The sequence below is a fragment of the Streptomyces polyrhachis genome (genome assembly GCF_042663125.1).
In the GTDB taxonomy this organism is placed as follows: Bacteria; Actinomycetota; Actinomycetes; order Streptomycetales; family Streptomycetaceae; genus Streptomyces; species Streptomyces polyrhachii.
In genome coordinates, this window is the sequence record NZ_JBHSZO010000017.1 from 17,507 (window position 1) to 37,624 (window position 20,118).

At 72.0% G+C, this 20,118-nt stretch carries 13 protein-coding genes; 1 reads left to right on the forward strand and 12 read right to left on the reverse strand.

The genetic code is table 11. The features are described from left to right. Nucleotides 1–25: 25 nt before the first annotated feature. The 9 genes from glgB to ACFQLX_RS12755 all read right to left on the reverse strand — a co-directional run bounded on the left by glgB (nucleotide 26) and on the right by ACFQLX_RS12755 (nucleotide 13,834). Nucleotides 26–2,449, reverse strand: coding sequence for a 1,4-alpha-glucan branching enzyme (gene glgB / locus ACFQLX_RS12715; protein ID WP_386414530.1), 2,424 nt, complete (start codon nucleotides 2,447–2,449; stop codon nucleotides 26–28). Further along, nucleotides 2,449–3,885 (reverse strand): maltokinase N-terminal cap-like domain-containing protein, encoded by a 1,437-nt coding sequence (locus tag ACFQLX_RS12720; protein WP_386414531.1) that lies wholly within the window; start codon nucleotides 3,883–3,885, stop codon nucleotides 2,449–2,451. Before ACFQLX_RS12720 ends, glgB begins: the two co-directional genes overlap by 1 nt. A 137-nt stretch (nucleotides 3,886–4,022) precedes the next feature. Further along, on the reverse strand, nucleotides 4,023–5,735 hold the full coding sequence (gene treS / locus ACFQLX_RS12725) for a maltose alpha-D-glucosyltransferase (protein WP_386414533.1): 1,713 nt from the start codon (nucleotides 5,733–5,735) through the stop codon (nucleotides 4,023–4,025). Further along, a complete protein-coding gene (locus ACFQLX_RS12730) occupies nucleotides 5,732–7,732 on the reverse strand; it encodes an alpha-1,4-glucan--maltose-1-phosphate maltosyltransferase (RefSeq protein ID WP_386414534.1) in 2,001 nt (666 codons plus the stop codon). The genes treS and ACFQLX_RS12730 overlap by 4 nt, the downstream gene beginning before the upstream one ends. Before the next feature lie 410 nt (nucleotides 7,733–8,142). Next, nucleotides 8,143–8,760 (reverse strand): TetR/AcrR family transcriptional regulator, encoded by a 618-nt coding sequence (locus ACFQLX_RS12735; protein WP_386414535.1) that lies wholly within the window; start codon nucleotides 8,758–8,760, stop codon nucleotides 8,143–8,145. A gap of 39 nt (nucleotides 8,761–8,799) precedes the next feature. Continuing rightward, complete coding sequence (locus ACFQLX_RS12740) at nucleotides 8,800–10,125, reverse strand: hypothetical protein (protein ID WP_386414536.1); 1,326 nt, start codon at nucleotides 10,123–10,125, stop codon at nucleotides 8,800–8,802. Between the two features lie 52 nt (nucleotides 10,126–10,177). Then, nucleotides 10,178–10,717 carry a cupredoxin domain-containing protein gene (locus ACFQLX_RS12745; protein ID WP_386414537.1) on the reverse strand — a complete coding sequence of 180 codons (540 nt, stop codon included), beginning with the start codon at nucleotides 10,715–10,717 and terminating at the stop codon, nucleotides 10,178–10,180. Next, on the reverse strand, nucleotides 10,714–12,789 hold the full coding sequence (locus ACFQLX_RS12750) for a right-handed parallel beta-helix repeat-containing protein (RefSeq protein WP_386414539.1): 2,076 nt from the start codon (nucleotides 12,787–12,789) through the stop codon (nucleotides 10,714–10,716). Before ACFQLX_RS12750 ends, ACFQLX_RS12745 begins: the two co-directional genes overlap by 4 nt. 136 nt (nucleotides 12,790–12,925) lie before the next feature. Continuing rightward, entirely contained in the window at nucleotides 12,926–13,834 is a 909-nt protein-coding gene (locus tag ACFQLX_RS12755; RefSeq protein WP_386414616.1) for a GH25 family lysozyme, read from the reverse strand. A gap of 335 nt (nucleotides 13,835–14,169) precedes the next feature. Between ACFQLX_RS12755 and glgP the strand changes: the two genes are divergently transcribed. Continuing rightward, complete coding sequence (gene glgP, locus ACFQLX_RS12760) at nucleotides 14,170–16,794, forward strand: alpha-glucan family phosphorylase (RefSeq protein ID WP_386414540.1); 2,625 nt, start codon at nucleotides 14,170–14,172, stop codon at nucleotides 16,792–16,794. 45 nt (nucleotides 16,795–16,839) lie between these two features. On the opposite strand, the gene ACFQLX_RS12765 is transcribed toward glgP, so the two are convergent. The 3 genes from ACFQLX_RS12765 to ACFQLX_RS12775 all read right to left on the reverse strand — a co-directional run bounded on the left by ACFQLX_RS12765 (nucleotide 16,840) and on the right by ACFQLX_RS12775 (nucleotide 20,114). Beyond that, complete coding sequence (locus tag ACFQLX_RS12765) at nucleotides 16,840–17,325, reverse strand: hypothetical protein (RefSeq protein ID WP_386414542.1); 486 nt, start codon at nucleotides 17,323–17,325, stop codon at nucleotides 16,840–16,842. After that, complete coding sequence (locus tag ACFQLX_RS12770; RefSeq protein WP_386414543.1) at nucleotides 17,322–17,648, reverse strand: hypothetical protein; 327 nt, start codon at nucleotides 17,646–17,648, stop codon at nucleotides 17,322–17,324. Before ACFQLX_RS12770 ends, ACFQLX_RS12765 begins: the two co-directional genes overlap by 4 nt. A 249-nt stretch (nucleotides 17,649–17,897) precedes the next feature. Then, nucleotides 17,898–20,114, reverse strand: coding sequence for a M4 family metallopeptidase (locus tag ACFQLX_RS12775; RefSeq protein ID WP_386414617.1), 2,217 nt, complete (start codon nucleotides 20,112–20,114; stop codon nucleotides 17,898–17,900). Nucleotides 20,115–20,118 lie beyond the last annotated feature (4 nt).

Genomic DNA, 20,118 nt, shown 5'->3' on the forward strand with positions numbered 1-20,118 from the left:
GGGGCGGCGCCCCCGCCGGGCCCGGTCACCCGGCGGGGCGCAGCCACACCGTCGCCAGCGGCGGCAGCACCAGGGTGAGGGAGGCCGGTTGGCCGTGCCAGGGGGTCGACTCCGGCTTCAGGGGGTCGGGGTTGGCGACGCCGCTGCCGCCGTAGCGGGTGTCGTCCGTGTTGAGGACCTCCTGCCAGGCGGTGTACTGGTCGGGGACGCCCAGGCGGTAGCCGGGGCGTGCCACGGGGGAGAAGTTGCCGACCGCCAGCAGGGGCGTGCCGTCGGCCGCGTGGCGGAGGTAGGCCAGGACGTTGTCCTCCGCCGCGCCGCCCTCCACCCAGGTGAAGCCCTCGGGGGCGGTGTCGCGCTCCCACAGGGCGGGGGTGGCGCGGTAGACGCGGTTGAGGTCGCGGACGAGATCGCGTACGCCCCGGTGGTCGGCCTCGGCCGCGTAGGCCGGGTCGAGCAGCCACCAGTCGGGGCCGTGCGCCTCCGCCCACTCCGCGCCCTGGGCGAACTCCTGGCCCATGAAGAGGAGTTGCTTGCCCGGATGGCTCCACATGTAGCCCAGGTACGCGCGCAGGTCGGCGCGCTGCTGCCACCAGTCGCCCGGCATCTTCGAGACCAGGGAGCGCTTGCCGTGCACCACCTCGTCATGGGAGATCGGCAGCACGTAGTTCTCGCTGTAGGCGTAGACCATCGAGAACGTCAGCTCGCCGTGGTGGTGGCGGCGGTGCACCGGGTCGCGGGCGAAGTAGTCCAGCGAGTCGTGCATCCAGCCCATGTTCCACTTCAGCCCGAAGCCCAGCCCGCCCAGCCCCGAGGCGCCGACGTGGTCGGTGGCGCGGGTGACGCCGTCCCAGGCGGTGGACTCCTCGGCGATGGTGACGACGCCGGGGCAGCGGCGGTAGACGGTGGCGTTCATCTCCTGGAGGAAGGCCACCGCGTCCAGGTTCTCCCGCCCGCCGTGGGCGTTGGGCGTCCACTGGCCCTCCTCGCGCGAGTAGTCGAGGTAGAGCATGGAGGCGACCGCGTCGACGCGCAGGCCGTCGATGTGGAACTCCTCGCACCAGTACACCGCGTTGGCGACCAGGAAGTTGCGCACCTCCGGGCGCCCGTAGTCGAACTCCAGCGTCCCCCAGTCGGGGTGCGCCGCGCGCGCCGGGTCCGCGTGCTCGTACAGCGGCCGGCCGTCGAACCGCGCCAACGCCCAGTCGTCGCGCGGGAAGTGGGCCGGCACCCAGTCCATCAGGACGCCGATCCCGGCCGCGTGCAGCGTGTCGACCAGGTGGCGGAAGTCGTCGGGGCCGCCCAGGCGGGCCGTGGGGGCGTAGAAGCCGGTGACCTGGTAGCCCCAGGAGCCGCCGTAGGGGTGCTCGGCCAGCGGCATCAGCTCCACGTGCGTGAAGCCCAGATCGCTGACGTAGGCGGTGAGTTGGCGGGCCAGCTCGCGGTAGCCCAGGCCGGGGCGCCAGGAGGGGAGGTGGACCTCGTAGACCGAGAACGGCGCCTCGTGCACGGGGCGGTCGGCGCGGTGCGCCATCCAGTGCGCGTCGCCCCACTCGTACGAACTGGCCGTGACCACCGAGGCGGTGGCGGGCGGCACCTCGGTGCACCGCGCCATCGGGTCGGCGCGCAGGGTGTGCCCGCCGTCCGGGGTGGCGATGTCGAACTTGTACGCCTCCCCGGCGCCGACGCCCGGCAGGAACAGCTCCCAGACACCGGACCCGCCCAGCGAGCGCATCGGGGCGGCGGCGGGGTCCCAGTAGTTGAAGCCGCCCGCGATCCGCACCCCCCGCGCGTCCGGCGCCCAGAGCGCGAACCGGGTGCCCGGTACGCCGTCCAGGACGACGGGGTGCGCGCCCAGGGCCTCCCAGAGGCGCTCGTGGCGGCCCTCGCGGATCAGGTGCAGGTCCAGCTCGCCCAGGGTGGGCGCGAAGCGGTAGGCGTCGGGTATCCGCAGGACGTCGTCCTCGCCGTAGGTGATCCGCAGCCGGTAGTCGGGGAGGGCGCGCTTGCGCGGCAGGAGGGCGGCGAAGAAGCCGTCGCCCTCGTCGAACAGCTCCACCGCCCGCTCCCCGCCGCGCTCCCGGCACAGGGCGCCGACCTCCCGCGCGTACGGGCGCAGCACCCGGATCACCACACCGCCGCGCACCCGATGGGCGCCCAGCACGCCGTGCGGGTCGTGGTGCGTACCGGACAGGAGGCGGGCGCGGTCGTCGGCGGGGAGCGGGGGCGCGGGGCGGGGCGGGGCGGGGGCCTTGGGCGTACGGACCTGCGCCGCCGGGGACTTGGGCTCGCGCGCCTGCGCCGCCGCTGCTGATCGGGGTTTGGGGGGGACGGTCACGGGTGGGGCTCCTCGGCTGCGGGTGCTGGGGGTCTCCGGGAGGTGCGGGCCTTGCGGGAGGCGCGGGCGCGGGCGTTGCGGGCTTTTGGGGGCAGGGGGCTTCGCGGGCATCACGCCGCCAGCCGGCGGATCGCGGCGAGCGGGACGTCCAGCCAGTCCGGCCGGTGGCGGGCCTCGTAGAGGACCTCGTAGACCACCTTGTCCGCCTCGAAGGCGTCCAGCAGTCCGGGCTGCTCGCGCGGGTCGGCGCCGGACTCCTCGGCGTACCCCGCGCAGTACGCCGCGCGGCTGGCCGCCGCCCAGTGCGGGGCGGCCCGGGAGGAGCGGGCCGCGTAGTCGAAGGAGCGCAGCATCCCGGCCACGTCGCGGGCGGTGGGCTGCGGATGGCGGCGCTCGGCGACGGGGCGGGAGGGCTCGCCCTCGAAGTCGATGATCGTCCAGTGTCCGGCCGAGGCGAGGGCCTGGCCCAAGTGCAGGTCGCCGTGGACGCGTTGGGCCGCCCAGGTCTGGCCGCCCCCCTCGGTGAGGCGGGTGAAGCGCGCGGCGAGGGCGTCGCGGTAGGGCAGCAGCGCCGGGACGGCGGCGGCAGCGGCGTCCAGGCGCCGCGTCATCAGCGCCGCCAGGTGCTCGATCTGCGGGCGGCGCAGGACGGCCGTGGGCAGCGCCCGCGCCAGCGCCGTGTGCATCCGCGCGGTGGCCGCGCCCAGCGCCCGCGCCTCGCCGCCGAAGGAGGCGCCGCGCGCCGCCGCCGCGAGCGCCAGCTCCCAGCCGTCCGCCGCGCCCGCCAGGAAGGGGGAGAGCACTCCCAGGGTCGCCGCCCTCCCGCCGCCCTCTTCGCCGGCTGCCTCGGCGAATCCTGTTGTCTGGTCCGTGCTGAACCAGGCCGCCGGCGGCGGCGCGCAGTCCGCCCCCGCGCGGGCCAGTGCGAGCGGCAGTTCCAGATCCGGGTTCGGGCCGGCGAAGACCCGCCGGAAGAGCTTGAGGATCAGCTGATCGCCGTAGACCACCGAGGAGTTGGACTGCTCGGCGCCGAGCGGGCGCGCCGGTGCCCGCTCCGGTATCGCCGTCCCGGGCTCGCGGGAGAAGACCAGCGGACCCAGCCGCCCCGGCAGCCGCAGCCGCTCCAGCAGGACGCCGGCCAGCCGGGGGTCGCCCAGCGCGTCGTAGGCCGCCGCCCCGTGCAGCGGGCCGTCCGCCGCCGTCCCCAGCGACCAGGGCGCGAGGCGCGCGGGCAGCGGGGCCGGGCGCAGGCCCAGCAGCAGCTGGTAGACGTCCACCGCAGGCCCCGGCTGCTCCACCCGTACGAGCAGGTGGAGCAGACCGGGCGCATTGCCGGCGGCCGGGGTGGCGGGGGCCCCGTACGGCAGCAGCTCGGTGACCGAGACGAGGCGGACCGCGCCGATGGGGCGGTCCTTGCCCGCGAACCAGCGCTGCCGGGGGAGCCAGGGCAGCAGCAGAGGGGTGAGGGAGAGCGCCAACCCCCGCAGGTCAGGCGGAGGTTCGGTCCGGTCGGCGGCGTGCACCGCCCTGTGCCTGCTCTCCGCCATCTGCTGCACTCCCCTCGGCTTGTACGGGCCTGCGGTGGTGCGGTGCGCGGTGGTGCCGTGTGCGGTGGTGCCGTGTGCTCTCGTACGAGCGCCTGCCCCGTCGGCGGGCTTCTGAACAGGCGCTCTGCTGGGGAGACTTACTCCTGGCGCAGCCGGAACCAGTAGAAGCCGTGACCCGCCATCGTCAGCAGGTACGGCAGCTTCCCGACCGCCGGGAAGCGCACCCCGCCGATCAGCTCCACCGGATGGCGTCCCGCGTAGGCGCTCAGGTCCAGCTCGGTGGGCTGGGCGAAGCGGGAGAAGTTGCTGACGCAGAGCACCAGGTCGTCCGTGCCGTCGCCGTTCGCCGGCGCCTCGCGCAGGAAGGCCAGCACCGCCGGGTTGGACGAGGGCAGCTCCTGGTACGAGCCCAGGCCGAACGCCCGGTTCTGCTTGCGCACCTCGATCATCCGGCGCGTCCAGTGCAGCAGCGAGGACGGGGAGGACATCGACGCCTCGACGTTGGTGACCTGGTAGCCGTACACCGGATCCATGATCGTCGGGAGGAAGAGGCGCCCCGGATCGCAGGAGGAGAAGCCGGCGTTGCGGTCGGGCGTCCACTGCATCGGGGTGCGCACCGCGTCGCGGTCGCCCAGCCAGATGTTGTCGCCCATGCCGATCTCGTCGCCGTAGTAGAGGATCGGCGAGCCCGGCAGCGAGAGCAGCAGCGCGGTGAACAGCTCGATCTGGTTGCGGTCGTTGTCCAGCAGCGGCGCCAGCCGGCGGCGGATGCCGATGTTGGCGCGCATCCGCGGGTCCTTGGCGTACTCCGCGTACATGTAGTCGCGCTCCTCGTCGGTGACCATCTCCAGGGTCAACTCGTCGTGGTTGCGCAGGAAGATGCCCCACTGGCAGCCCGCGGGGATCTGCGGGGTCTTGGCGAGGACCTCGGAGACCGGGTAGCGCGACTCCCGCCGTACCGCCATGAAGATCCGCGGCATCACCGGGAAGTGGAAGGCCATGTGGCACTCGTCGCCGCCGGAGGGGTAGTCGCCGAAGTAGTCGACCACGTCCTCCGGCCACTGGTTGGCCTCCGCCAGCAGCACGGTGTCCGGGTAGGCGGCGTCGATCTCCCGGCGGATGCGCCGCAGGAAGTCGTGCGTCTCGGGGAGGTTCTCGCAGTTGGTGCCCTCGCGGGCGTACAGGTAGGGCACCGCGTCCAGGCGGAAGCCGTCGATGCCCAGGTCCAGCCAGAAGCGCAGGGACGCCAGCAGCTCCTCCTGGACCTTCGGGTTGTCGAAGTTGAGGTCCGGCTGGTGGGAGAAGAAGCGGTGCCAGTAGTACTGCTTGCGCACCGGGTCGTACGTCCAGTTGCTCGACTCGGTGTCGACGAAGATGATGCGGGCATCCTGGAACTGCTTGTCGTCGTCGGCCCACATGTAGTAGTCGCCGTACGGCCCTTCGGGGTCCCGGCGCGACTCCTGGAACCAGGGGTGCTGGTCGCTGGTGTGGTTCACCACGAAGTCGATGATCACCCGCATCCCGCGCTGGTGCGCGCAGTCCACGAACTCCACGAAGTCGGCCAGGTCGCCGAAGTCGGGCAGCACGGCGGTGTGGTCGGAGACGTCGTAGCCGCCGTCGCGCAGCGGCGAGGCGAAGAACGGCGGCAGCCACAGGCAGTCCACGCCCAGCCACTGCAGGTAGTCCAACTTGGCGGTGAGGCCCTTGAGATCGCCTGTCCCGTCGCCGTTGCTGTCCTGGAAGGAGCGCACCAGGACCTCGTAGAAGACCGCGCGTTTGAACCACTCCGGATCGCGGTCCTCGGCCGGGGTGTCCTCGAAGGTGTCGGGGACGGGTTCGTTGACCATCATGTGCGGGGGACCCTCCGATCGTGCAGGAGCGTGAGGACGTGGGCGGGGGCGGGTGCGTGTCCGGGGTCCAGGCGTACGTAGTTGCTCCGCCCCCAGTGGTACGTCTCGCCGGTCAACTCGTCGCGCATCAGCAGTGGTTCGGCCCCCGCCAGCTGGGTCGGCGAGGCGCCGAGCCGCGTCACGTCCAACGAGACCGTAGCCTCCTGGGTGTGGTGCGGGTCGAGGTTGACCACCACGACGACGGTGTCGTGCCCTTTGCGCTTGGAATAGGCGATGACGTGCTCGTTGTCGACATGGTGGAAGCGCAGATTGCGTAGCCGCTGGAGCGCCGGATGCGCGCGGCGGACGGTGTTGAGGGTACGCAGCAGGGGGGCCAGGCCCTCCGTCTCGGCTTTCTCCCAGTCGCGTGGGCGCAGTTGGTACTTCTCCGAGTCCAGGTACTCCTCGCTGCCGGGGCGTACGGGCGTGTTCTCGCACAGCTCGTAGCCCGCGTAGACGCCCCAGCTCGGGGAGAGCGTCGCCGCCAGCACGGCCCGTGCGGCGAAGGCCGGGCGGCCGCCGTGCTGCAGGTGGGCGTGCAGGATGTCGGGGGTGTTCACGAAGAGGTTGGGGCGCAGGTACGCGGCCGACTCGGTCGACAGCTCGGTGAGGTAGTCGGTCAGCTCCTGCTTGGAGTTGCGCCAGGTGAAGTACGTGTACGACTGCTGGAAGCCGATCTGGGCGAGGGTGCGCATCATCGCCGGGCGGGTGAACGCCTCGGCCAGGAAGATGACGTCCGGGTCTGCTTTGTTGATGTGGTTGATGACTTCTTCCCAGAACACCACTGGCTTGGTGTGCGGGTTGTCGACGCGGAAGATTCTTACTCCGTGGTCCATCCAGTGGCGCAGGACGCGGATCGTTTCGGTGACGATGCCGTCGAAGTCCGCGTCGAAGGCGATCGGGTAGATGTCCTGGTACTTCTTCGGGGGGTTCTCCGCGTAGGCGATCGTGCCGTCGGGGCGGTGGTGGAACCACTCCGGGTGCTTGGCCACCCAGGGGTGGTCCGGGGAGCACTGCAGGGCGAAGTCGAGGGCCACCTCCATGCCCAGGTCGCGGGCGGTGGCGACGAAGTGGTCGAAGTCCGCGAGCGTGCCCAGGTCCGGGTGGACCGCGTCGTGGCCGCCGTCCGGTGAGCCGATCGCCCAGGGGCTGCCTACGTCGTGGGGGGTGGGGGAGAGGGTGTTGTTCGGGCCCTTGCGGTGGGACGTTCCGATGGGGTGGATCGGCGGCAGGTACACCACGTCGAAGCCCATCTGCGCGATCGCCGGGAGGCGTTGGGACGCGGTGCGCAGGGTGCCGCTGGCGGGGTGGCCGTCGGGGGTGGTGCGGGCGCCCTCGGAGCGGGGGAAGAGTTCGTACCAGGAGCCGAAGAGGGCGCGGGGGCGTTCTACGAGGAGGGGGAGGGGGGGTGAGGCTGTGACGTGTTCCCGTAGGGGGTGGCGGTCCAGGAGTCCCAGGAGGGCGGGGTCGAGGGCGGCGGCCAGCCGCTCGGCTATGGGTCGCTTGTTGCTGCGCAGCTCCTGCACCACTGCGGCGAGGGCGCCCCGGTGGGCCTTGGGCATTCCCTGGGCGGCGCGTTCGTGCAGCAACGCGCCTTCTTCGAGGACCAGTTCCGCGTCGATGCCGGCGGGGATCTTGATCTCGGCGTGGTGGCGCCAGGTTGCCAGGGGGTCGCTCCACGCCTCTATCCGGTAGGACCAGCGGCCCTCGTGCGTCGGGGTCACCTCGGCGGTCCAGCGGTCGGTGCCGGGGGCTTCCTCGCGCATCGGGGTGTACGGGCCCGGTCTGCCCTCGGGGTCCAGGAGCACCGCGTTGGCGGCTACGGCGTCGTGTCCCTCGCGGAAGATCGTGGCTGTGATGTCGAAGGACTCGCCGCTTACCGCCTTCGCGGGGAGGGTGCCGCAGTCGATGCGGGGGTGGATGTCACGTATGGGTATGCGGCCGATCTGCGGGGACAATTGGGATCACCTGGCGTCACGGTTCGGGGGTGTCGTGCCGGGGTGTGCGGAGGAGATGCGGTGAGCCTTCCACGGGCGGAGTCGGCGCAATCCGGTCGTGGGTGAACTACTGGTGCGTAGGGGGGAGTTACGCTGCGGGGTGGTGTGGTGCCACGGTGCGACATTAACCGACGCGGGGGGATGCGGCGAGGGGCTTCGTGCTTGTGGGGCGGGGCCTCTCCGCGACAACTCCGAAAAGCCATAGGGATTGACTTGCCATCGGTCGATTTGCTGCTCTGTCGGGGGCCTGCGTTGCGGTGCGTCTTTTCGGAGTCGTCGCTCCGGGCCCCTCACGCGGGCTGCCGGCTTCCTGTCGTGCTCGGGGGCGCGTCGCTCTGGGGGCCTGCTCGGGCTGTCGGCTCCTGTTGTGCTTAGTCGTCCAGTACGCCGGACAGGTAGGCGTGGATCAGGGTGCGGGTTTCTTTGATCAGGGCTGGGTTGCCTGATTTGTTGGTGCGGAAGGCCAGTTTGAGTAGGGCGTCCACTGCTTCCACGGCTACCAGGCAGGCTCGTTGCAGGTGTGTGGTGGCGGGGATGTCCAGGCGGGTGGTGAGGAGGTCGCAGAGGCTGGCCGCTACGCGTTCGTTGGCGGGGACCGGTTCGTCGGGGGGGCCGGGGACGCCGAAGTCGATCAGGGTGAAGCCGGGGACCGAGCGCTTCATCTCCAGGTACTCCGTGAGCATCGCGTCGATCGTTCCGCGCCAGTTCTTGGGCGTGGTGTCGCCTGCCAGGCGCTGCTGGACGCGGGTGGTGTACTCCTCCAGGTTGCGGTGGGCCAGGGCGGCGGCCAGTGCGCGTTTGTTGCCGAAGAAGCGGTAGACCGAGCCGATCGGCACTCCCGCGCGCTCGGCCACGGCCCGGGTGGAGAGCGCCTCGTAGCCGCTCTCGTCGAGCAGCTCGGCGCAGGCGTCGAGGATGCGGGCCAGGCGTTCGGTGCTGCGTTGCTGGACCGGGGTGCGGCGGAGGGGGGCGGGGGTCGGTGCGTCCATCCCGTCCATTGTGCGTCACCTCGCGGGCCGCTTCGTCGGTCAGGTGGCCAGGAGCAGGGTCAGGCCGCCTGTGGTGTAGCAGATCATCAGGATGAGGAGGGGGACCTGGCCGGCTACTGCGCGGGCCGGGGGGAAGAGGCGGATCGAGCGGTCGTGGGCGGCTATGACGCCCAGGACGTGGCCCACCACGATCGCGGTGACCTGGAGGGTGGCCAGGCCGGCGGGGGTGAGGAGGTCGGGGGGGGGGGGTGGGTTGTCAGTGCCCCGTGCCATGGTGACTGTGCGGGGTGCTTCGGTGGCGAGGAGTGAGAAGTAGTGGGCGATCAGGTAGCCGGTGGCTATGGGGAGGAGGGAGTGGGCGAAGGCTGTGGTGGGGCGGTGGGGGGAGGTCGGGCGGGGGTGGGGGCGCGAGATGAGGTGGGCTGCTTGGGCGCAGGTCGCGTAGAGGGTGGCGACCAGGAGGCAGGTGGTGGTGAGGCCGAGGGTGGCGACGGTGGTGCGGCCCAGGGGGGAGGTCTGGAGGGTGTTGATCCACCAGGGGGCGGAGGAGAGGCCGTCGTAGGCGGTGCTTCCCAGGAGGATGCAGACGACGGCGGTCAGGCCGGGGGCGGCGGGGACGGTGTCCAGGCTGTGGAAGGGGTTGCGTAGGACCAGGCGGCTGTCGCTGGGGCGGCGGCCCAGGGGGGAGAGGTGGCCTAGGAGGGTGGAGTAGGTCTCGAAGGCGTCGGCTTTGTCGAACCAGGCGGTGCCGTAGATCGCTGCTGCTGTGAGGTGGAGGGTGGCGTAGAGGGCTAGGAAGGTGAGGAGCGTGGTGCGGGAGGCGGGGGCGGGTGAGGCCAGCTCCAGCCAGGTGAATGCCAGGAGGCCGAGGGCCGCTGGGCGGTAGCCGAGCCAGGGGGGTAGTGGGCGGCCGGCGCCGGGGGTGCGGTGGCGTAGGCGGCAGAGCGCGGCGTGCAGGGTGCGCAGGGGGTTGAGCAGGCGCCAGACGGGGCCCAGGAGGAGGGAGGCGGGGGCCAGGCCGACCCAGAGCAGGACGTAGACGAGCCCGGGGGCCGGGTTGCGGTCGGGGTCGTCGGGGCCCAGGAGGAGGTGGGCGAGGGTGAAGAGGGCGGCGGCCAGGCCGGCTGTCCGCAGGGTGGTGCGCAGCACCCGGGAGTTCGCGGCCCGTTGGAGGGGGGCGGGTAGGGGGCGGCCCGCTGTGTCTCCGGTGAAGCGGGGGGTGGGCCACAGGAGGCCCAGGGCCAGGAAGGAGACGAGGAGGGCGGTGAAGGCGCCGGCGTAGGCGTAGAAGGGGGAGAGCGGGAGGTCCTGGCGGGAGCCGACGCCGTGGGCCAGCAGGAGGGGGGTGGGGAGGGGGGTCGTCATATCTGCCGTGAGGGTGGTCGTCAGGGCGGTCAGGGCAGGTGGCATGGGGTGGTCAGCGCACTACCAGTTGGGTGAGGACCAGGTGCGATGCGTGGGTTTCGACCTCGAAGACGCCGGTGCGGGTGGGGGTGAAGGCGTAGGTGGTTGTTTCTCCGGCGGGGAGTTCCGTGCCGACGTCCAGTCCGTGGACGTGGAGTTCGTCGTCCCGGTCGCTGGTGACCGTCAGGCGTACCTGGACGCCCTTGCGCAGCTCCACCCGGCCGGGGGGTGGGCTGACCCGGCCGTCTGCGATCTCGATCTCCACCGTCTTGTGGGGCGTGGTCGACTCGCCGCCCTCGCTGCCGTCCGAGCCGGGCACCTTTGTGCCGGGCAGGTCGCTGCCCGCGTCGTCCGGGGGCTGGGTGGCGGGGGCCACCGAGTTGGTGGTGGTGTCGTGGTTGGTCCCCGGGCGGTGGTGGGTGGTGGGGCGTGAGCAGCCGGCCGCCGCGAGGGCGAGGGCGAGGGTGAGGGACAGGACGGTCGCGAGGGTGGGGGTGCGGGGGGCGCGCGTGGAGCGGGCGGCTCCACGCGCGCCGGGGTGGGTCGGTGTCACGCCGTTGCCGCCTTCGGGCCCGTGGCAGGGGTCTCGGTCGGCTCGGTCGTGTCCGCCGCCGTTTCCGGCTCGTCGGTGTGCAGGGGGTGGCGGGCTGCCGCCACCACCGCCCACAGCAGCCAGACCACGCCCAGGAAGGTGCGCAGCCAGGCCGGGCTGAGGGGGAGCCACGGCACCATCACGACCGTCTTGTCGAAGAGGTCCAGCAGGGTGAGGGCGCCCATCGCCACCGTCACCCAGGCGAAGACCGGGCGGCGGGTGCGCAGGCGCAGGCCCAGCCCCAGCCAGCCGAGGCCGAGCAGCAGCAGGGCGAGCTGGGGGATCGCCGTGTGCGCGTACGAGCCGGCCGAGCCCACCACGTCCAGGACCAGGCCGGCCGCGCCCGCCGCCGCTGCCGCCGTGCCCCAGCGGTCGCGGCGCAGTGTCCGCCACCACAGCACGCCGCCCACCAGTGCCAGTACCGCCGCGACCGCCAGCGACACCTGGGTCTCGATCCGCTCGATGCCGCGCGCTCCGTACCAGTCGCAGCCCGCCGGCATCCGGCGCTCCTGCGCGTTGTAGTCCGCGCAGACCAGCAGCTGCGCCAGTTTCAGCGGCTCGCCCGCGATCCGGGCGCCGCCGCCGGAGACCTCGCCGGGGGTGTCGCCGCAGGAGGGGAGGGCGGGCGGGTTGCTCGAACCGGCCAGGTCCGACCAGCAGTTGCGTTCGCCCTGGCCGTCCCACCAGACCGAGGTCTTGTTCGGGCGCGAGGCTCCCGTACGGTCGGTGCCCAGGTGGTTGCCGACGTAGCGGTTGTCGTGCGAGGTGTCCCACTGCTTGGTGAGGCGCTCCTCGCCCCGGATGAACGCCGGGACCGCGTGCAGGACGAAGGCCGCGCGCTGCTGTCCGTAGATCCAGTTGTCCTGGAAGGTGTTGTGGTTGCCGCCCGCCACGATGACGCCCGAGCCCACCGGCACCGAGATCTGCGGGCAGACCACGCCCTTCTCGTAACCGCGCTCGGCCGGGGGCTTGTTGCAGGTGCCGTCGCGGATGTGGCGGTAGTAGTCGAGGTTGTTGTCGTGGATCAGGTTGCGCTCGAACGTCGCGTGGTCCTGCGGGAGTCCGGGGTGGTCGGGGAAGGCGCTGTCCATCGTGGCGCCGGCCATGTTGTGGTCGAACTCGTTGTCGTGCACCCAGACCGAGTTGCCGGCCGTGCCCGAGTAGCCGACCATGTTGTGGTGGCTGCGGCAGTTCCTGATCTCGATCGCGTAGCGGTCGACGCCGTAGCCCCGGTCGCTGTTGATGTCCGAGGCGCTGCCCGGGTAGAGGCCGGAGTCGCCGTTTCCGTACGACTCGCAGTCCTTGTACAGGCCGTGGTCGGAGGCGAAGGTCAGGAAGCCGTACTCGTCGTTCCAGCGGGTCAGCATGTCGTCGATGACGAAGCCGTCGGAGGCCAGTACGTAGATCGAGTTGAAGGTGGAGCGCTGCACGGTGAAGTTGCGGAAGTAGACGCCGTCGGAGGCGTCGGCGCGGATCACGTTGAGCTTGCGGTACTGGCCGTCGACGATGACGTCGCCGCGGCTCGCCCCCGTGCCCTCGATCTGCAGGTTCTTCTTGCCGAGGATCGCCACCAGGTTCTGGTTGGTGGGGCATCGGCGCTGCTGCTCGTAGGAGAGGATCTGGTAGCCGAAGGAGGACTTGGGCGCCTTCAACGTGGTGCACTCGCCCGTGGGTTCGGGCTGGGTGGGCTCCTCCAGGTAGAGGCCCGGGAGGATGGCGATGGTCATCCCCGGCTCGTCCACCGCGTCGACGGCCTCCTGCAGATGGCGGTAGCCCTTGTCCTGGCAGAGCCGGAAGAGGCGCGCGTTGCGCTCCTTCAGCTCGGCCGGGAAGCCGGCGATCCGCCGATCGAAGTCCGCGCGGTCGGTCTTGCAGACCAGCAGGTCGGGCTCCCCGGCCCGGTAGGCCGGCACGCTCCCCGAGCCGTCGGGGAACTCCACCGGACGTTCCTCGTGCGCGGCTGCGGGCGCGGCGCCGGCGAGCACGACCAGGCAGGCCGCCAGCGCGGCCAGGGCTTTACGGATCCTCGACATGGCGGAAGAGTAGAACAATGTTCATGTTCTGGGGATCCCCCGGAACGTATCGATTCGTATACGGATCCGGGCGCGCGGGGGAACGCGCGCGTGGGGCCGGACGCCGCGCGTCCGACCCCACCCGGCCCCTCGGCCGTTACGGCGTGTTGTTCGCCAGCGCCAGCAGGCGCGAGCGGTCGCCGTTGAACTTGTCGCGGTCCACGTTCCCCGCGACACCCGGCACCGAGCCGGAGCTGGTGTACTGCCAGACCGTCCAGGCCGTGAAGCCGGTGGGCTTGGTCGGCGTGTGGTTGGAGGTCCAGTGCGCCACCCACAGCGGGCTGCGCGTCGCCATCCCGCTCCAGCCGCCTGTGCAGGTGTTCCACCACGAGGGACTGGTGTAGATCACCACGTCGCGGGTGGTGCGCGCCTTGTAGGTGTTGTAGAAGTCCAGGATCCAGCTGCGCATCGAGGTCTGCGAGAGGCCGTAGCACATCGCGCCCGAGGGGTTGTTCTCGATGTCCAGCACGCCGGGCAGCGTCAGGTTGTCGCGCGACCAGGCGCCGCCGTTGGAGGCGAAGAAGTTCGCCTGGGTGGCGCCGCTGGAGGAGTTGGGCCGGGCGAAGTGGTAGGCGCCGCGGATGACGCCGGCGTAGTACGCGCCGGAGTAGTTGGCGCTGAACCGGGAGTCCTTGTAGCTCGTTCCCTCGGTCGCCTTGGTCCAGGCGAACTGGATGCCCGAACCGCGCACCGAGTTCCAGTTGATCGCCCCCTGCCAGTGCGAGACGTCGATGCCCTGCACCCCGTCGCCGTGGCTGAGGGTGCCGATGCCGCCGGGCGGCTGCTGCTCCTCGCGTACACCCGAGCCCATCCACGCCTCGCCGGGGCGCACCTCGTTTTTGGGTGGCAGTTTCGCCGCCGCGGTGGCCGTGCCGGGTGTGCCCAGGAGCAGGGCGAACGCGGCGCCCAGCATGCCGGCCCCGGTCGCCCAGCGGCGGGCGAGGGTGCGGCGGTGTGCGGGCGGGGGAGTCGGTCGGCGGGTGGGCAGCGGTCCGTTCAGATGCATCACGGGGGCCTCCGGGGGACGCTCAGTGGGGTGAGTGCGGGTGCGAGGCGGTGCCGATGTGCTGTACGGGCTGTGCGAGCGGTACGTGCTGTGCGGGCTGTGCGGGGTGCCTGCGAAGAGGCACGAGACGAGTTACCCACGGGTTCGCCGCGTTGGGAAGGGGCCGGGCCCGCCCCCGGTGGTCCAGTCCACCGGCGATTCTCCTGAGCTGCCCCGATGGCGGAAGGGAAGCGTCAACTTTCAGACAGTGGAAGGAGGTTGGCCGATGAGAGTTCTGCGTTTCGCACCTCGGACGCCTCCTGTCGCGCGGCGGCTTCCCGCCCTACCGTCGAAGCGTGAAGGCTATCCGCAGGTTCACCGTCCGACCCGTACTGCCCGAGCCGCTGCGCGCGCTCGGCGAGTTGAGCCGCAATCTGCGGTGGTCGTGGCACCCGGAGACCCGGGCGCTGCTGGAGTCCGTGGATCCCGAGGCATGGCGCGCCACCGGCGGCGACCCCGTGCGCCTCCTGGGCGGCGTCCCCCGCGAGCGGCTCGACGCCCTCGCCGCCGACCCGGACTTCCTGCGCCGGCTGGACGCCACCGCCACCGCACTGCGCGACTACCTCTCCCAGCCCCGCTGGTACCAGCGGGCCGGCGGTGAACTCCCCGCCGCCGTCGCCTACTTCTCCCCCGAGTTCGGCGTCACCGCCGCCCTGCCGCAGTACTCCGGCGGCCTGGGCATCCTCGCCGGCGACCACCTCAAGGCGGCCAGCGACCTGGGCGTCCCGCTGATCGGCGTGGGGCTCCTCTACCGCCACGGCTACTTCCGCCAGTCCCTCTCCCGCGACGGCTGGCAGCAGGAGCGCTACCCCGTACTGGACCCCAACGAGCTGCCCCTGACCCGGCTGGAGGAGCCCGACGGCACCCCCAGCCGCATCCGCCTCGCCCTCCCCGGCGGCCGCGCGCTGTACGCCGCGATCTGGCTGGCGCAGGTCGGCCGCGTACCGCTGCTGCTGCTCGACTCCGACGTCGACGAGAACGCCCCGGGCGAACGCGACGTCACCGACCGGCTCTACGGCGGCGGCAGCGAGCACCGGCTGCTGCAGGAGATGCTGCTCGGCATCGGCGGGGTGCGCGCCGTGCGCACGTACTGCCGCCTCGCCGGCCACCCCGCGCCCGAGGTCTTCCACACCAACGAGGGCCACGCCGGCTTCCTGGGCCTGGAGCGCATCCGCGAACTCACCACTGACAGCGCCGGGTTGGACTTCGACGCCGCGCTGGAGTCCGTGCGCGCCGGCACCGTCTTCACCACCCACACCCCCGTCCCCGCCGGCATCGACCGCTTCGACCGCGAACTGGTCGCCCACCACCTGGGCGAGGACGGCGAGTTGGCCGGCATCGACGTCGAACGCGTGCTGGCCCTGGGCCTGGAGTCCTACCCGGGCGGCGAGCCGGGCCGCTTCAACATGGCCGTGATGGGCCTGCGCCTGGCCCAGCGCGCCAACGGCGTCTCCACCCTCCACGGCGAGGTCAGCCGCGCCATGTTCAACGGCCTGTGGCCCGGCTTCGACCCCGAGGAAGTGCCCATCGACTCCGTCACCAACGGCGTCCACGCCCCCACCTGGGTCGCCCCCGAGGTCGCCGCCCTCGGCGCCCGCGAGATCGGCGCCCAGCGCGCCGAGGAGGCCCTCGCCGTCGGCGACGCGCCCCGCTGGGACGCCGTCGCCGCCATCCCCGACGCCGACGTCTGGCAGCTGCGCCGCGTCCTGCGCGAGCAGCTGGTCACGGAGGTACGGGCCAGGCTGCGCGCCTCCTGGCGCGAACGCGGCGCGGGTGAGGCCGAGTTGGGCTGGATCGACGGGGTGCTCGACCCCGGCGTGCTGACCATCGGCTTCGCCCGCCGCGTCCCCTCGTACAAACGCCTCACCCTGATGCTCAACGACCGCGACCGGCTGATGGAGCTGCTGCTGCACCCCGAGCGACCGGTGCAGATCGTCGTCGCCGGCAAGGCGCACCCCGCCGACGACGGCGGCAAGCGGCTCATCCAGGAGCTGGTGCGCTTCGCCGACGACCCCCGGGTGCGCCACCGCGTCGTCTTCCTGCCCGACTACGGCATGGCGATGGCGCAGAAGCTCTACACCGGCTGCGACGTCTGGCTCAACAACCCCCTGCGCCCGCTGGAGGCGTGCGGCACCTCCGGGATGAAGGCCGCCCTCAACGGCTGCCTCAACCTCTCGGTCCTGGACGGCTGGTGGGAGGAGTGGTACGAGCCGGACTTCGGCTGGGCCATCCCCACCGCCGACGGCTCCCACACCCCCGAGGCGCGCCGCGACGAGCTGGAGGCGACCGCGCTCTACGACCTCCTCGCCGAGCGCGTCACCCCCCGCTTCTACGAGCGCGGCGCCGGCGGGCTGCCCGACCGGTGGATCGGCATGGTCCGCCAGACCCTCGTCCACCTCGGCCCCAAGGTCCTGGCCGCGCGGATGCTGCGCGAGTACGTCGAGCGCCTCTACGCCCCCGCCGCCCGCTCCCACCGCGCCCTGCACCCGCCCGCCGCCCGGGAGTTGGCGCAGTGGAAGGAGCGGGTACGCGCCGCCTGGCCGCAGGTGGCCGTGGAGCACGTCGAGGCGGGCGACCCGGCGGGCACCGCGCGGCTGGGCGCCGTCCTGGGCCTGCGGGTGCGCGTGCGCCTGGGCGAACTGGGGCCCGACGACGTGGAGGTGCAGGCCGTCGCCGGCCGGGTGGACGACGGCGACCGGCTCACCGACTCCCGCACCGCCGGGCTCAAACCGGCCGCCGGACCGGACGCGGACGGCCGCTGGCTGTACGAGGGGCCGCTCGCCCTGGACCGTACCGGCCCCTTCGGCTACACGGTGCGCGTACTGCCCGCACACCGACTGCTCGCCTCACCGGCCGAGTTGGGGCTGATGGCGGTACCCGCGGAGGGCTCGGGGGAGCAGGCGGGGCTGATCATGCGGTAGCGGACCGCGCACCGGCCGCCCGTTCGAGGGATGGCGGCCGGGAGCCTACACCTGGACCACATGGACGTCCTGGGCGTCCAGCGCTTGCAGATACGCCTCGATGTCCGCCCGATCGCTGGTGAAGACGACGGCGCTGCCATGCCGGGCGGCGGTCAGTGCGACCAGTGCGTCCACCGCGTCGGGGCGCTTCTTCGGCGGCAGCTCCGCCGCCCCGAGCGCGCTTCCGATGCGCTGCCACTCGGTGAGGTCGGGCCCGGACGCGCAGCTGATGCAGACGGTCTGGCCCGCGCTGGTGGGGCGCATCGCCGGGGCGGAGCTGCGGGCCCGCGGCACCGTGCAGTCCTTCAGGGCGCCGGAGAGGGCGTGCACGGTAGCGGGACTGGGCCGCCACACCTGGGCCAGCACGGGCCCCAGTACGACCGCCCGGTGCGGTGTGTCCCTGAGCCCGGCGTGCAGGCGTACGGCCTTGGTCTTCCGGTCGCAGAGCGCGATGAGCATGCCGGTGTCGTAGACCGGCACCCGTACCGTCACGCGGCACTGCCCGGAAGGGCGGTCGGGCCCTCGGCTCCGTAGACGAGTTCAAGCGCCTTCCGTACCTCCCGCCGCTCCTCTTCCGTGAGGTCGTTTTCGGGGGCGTCCGGCAGGGCGGGCAGGGAAGCGGCTTCCGCCTCCGCGGCGGCGATCACCGCGTCGATCCGGGCGAACTGCGCTTCGGCGGCCTCCACCTCCGCCATCTGCCGCGTGGCCGCGTTGACCAGGTAGGCCGAGACATCCATCCCCGCGCGCTCGGCATGGGCCCGGATACGTTCGGCGTGGTCGCGGTCGAGGCTGATGCTGATTCTCGTCTTTGCCATGCCATGAGTGTATGACGCGTATTACGACGTGTCGAGCGTGTGCTTTCCGAACCTTCCGCGCGCGGGTTTCGTACGGGCGAGGACGGTGTCGAGCAGCTGGATCAACGATCGGCCTTCTCCTCGCGCCGGCGGCGCTCCGCATCCCCTCAGCATGACGCAATCCGGCGCCGCCCGAGAGGACTCGGGCGGCGCCGGTGCGGTGCGGTGCGATGTGCGGCCCCTAGGTGGGGCGGGGCCGGCCGGCCTTCGTCAGAAGGTCAGCTTCCAGCTGTTGATGTAACCCGTGTCGTATGTCGCCACGTCCTGCACCCGCAGTTTCCAGGTGCCCGACGCCGCCTCGGCCGAGGCGTTGACGGTGTAGGTGGCGACGACGTTGTCGGCGGAGTCGGAGGACGAGGAGTTCTTCAGGCGGTACGCCGTCCCGTCCGGGGCCACCAGGTCGATGACCAGGTCACCGCGCCAGGTGTGGACGATGTTGACGTCGACCTTCAGGGTCGAGGGCGCGTTGCCCGCCCGGGAGACCGAGATCGGCGACTCCACCGTGGAGTTGTCGTTGATGGTGTAGTCGGTGGTGTTCTCGAAGACGTTCTGGCTGCCGTCGCCCACCGTCCAGGCGAAGGCCGCGGTGCCGGTCTGGCTCGCGGAGTCGGTCACCGTGACCGTCACGTTGAAGCTGCCGAGGGTGCTGGGGGTGCCCGAGACCAGACCGGTGGCGGAGTTGATGCTCAGCCCCGCCGGCAGCCCGGAGGCCGCGTAGGTCAGCGCGCCCGCATTGGTGGAAGTGGCCTGTATCTGAAGGGAGTCGGCCTGGCCCACCGTGGAGGTCTGCGGGCCCGGGTTGGTGACCGTGACGCCGTTGACGATGCGGGCGCCGACGCTGATCGCGGCCCAGGCGTTGGCCACGTTGTTGTACGTGGCGCTGCCCTGGCCGAACAGCTCGGCCGCCGCGGCGAGGGTGCCGGTGCGCGCCCCGGCGTAGTTGGTGTTGGAGGAGAACTTGGTGGTCAGCGCGCGGTACCAGATCTTCTCCGCGTTCGCCCGGCCGATCGCCGTCACCGGCAGCCCGTCGGAGGTGGGGCTGTTGTAGGAGACGCCGTTGACCGTCTTGGCGCCGCTGCCCTCGGAGGCGAGGTAGAACCAGTGGTTGGCCGGGCCGGAGGAGTAGTGCACGTCCACCGAGCCGATGCCCGAGTACCAGTAGTCCTTGGACGAGCCGTCCTTGGAGGGCTTGTCCATGTAGCGCAGCGGGGTGCCGTTGCCGTTGATGTCGATCTTCTCGCCGACCAGGTAGTCGCCCACGTCGGAGGAGTTGTTCGCCGCGAACTCCACCGCCGCCGCGAAGATGTCCGAGGTCGCCTCGTTGAGGCCGCCGGACTCGCCGGAGTAGACCAGCCCCGCGGTGTTGGCGGTGACGCCGTGCGTCATCTCGTGCGCGGCGACGTCGATCGAGGTGAGCGGTTTGGCGTTGCCCGCACCGTCGCCGTAGGTCATGCAGAAGCAGGAGTCCTGCCAGAAGGCGTTGACGTAGTTGTTGCCGTAGTGGACCCGGGAGTACGCGCCCACGCCGTCGCCCCTGATGCCGTTGCGGGCATGCGTGTTCTTGTAGTAGTCCCAGGTCAGCGCGGCGCCGTAGTGGGCGTCGGCGCCGGCGGTCTCCAGGTTGGACGGCAGCCCGTTGCCCCAGGTGTCGTCGGGGCCGGAGAAGAGCGTGCCTGTCCCGGAGGTGCCCCGGTTGAGGTTGTACGTCTTGTGGCTGCCCCGCGCGGTGTCGGTGAGGGTGTAGGTGCTGCCCGACTGCGCGGTGCCCAGCGTCACCGTGCCGCTGTACTGGGTGTTGCCGGTGCCGGTCTCCACGCCCTGGTAGCGGAAGAGCTCCTTGCCGCTGACCGCGTCGGTGATCACGTGCAGCTCGTTGGGCGTGCCGTCGTGCTGCAGGCCGCCGACGACGGTCTCCCAGGCCAGGGCGGGCGTGCCGCTCGCGGCCCAGACGACCTTGCGCACACTGTCGGCGGCGGTCTTGGCGCTGCCCTCCTCGCGGGCCTGCGCGAGGGCGTAACCCTCGGCGCCCGCCGCGCTCTTGGCGGCGGTGAGGGTGGCGGGGGCGATGGACGACTTGCGGGCGCGGGTGACGCCCTCCAGCTTGCCGCCCCTGCTCTCGGCGACCACGAGGTCGCCGCCCAGGACGGGCAGTCCGGCGTAGGTGCGCTCGTAGCGGGTGTGGGTGGTGCCGTCGGCGTCCTTGGTGACGTCGCGGACGACGAGCCGCTCCTTGGCGCCGAGTCCGAGCCGCTTGGCCTCGGCGGCCTTGCCGGCGTCGGCGGCCCGCACGAGCGCGGTGCGCTCGGCGGGGGAGAGCTTGACCGGCAGGGCGCCGGGGTCGGGCTGCTCGAAGGCCGGCTTGCCGATCCGGGAGGCCGGGGCGGAGTCGGGGGTGGGGGCGGCGGTGGCGGCGCTGAGGCCGGTCATCGCG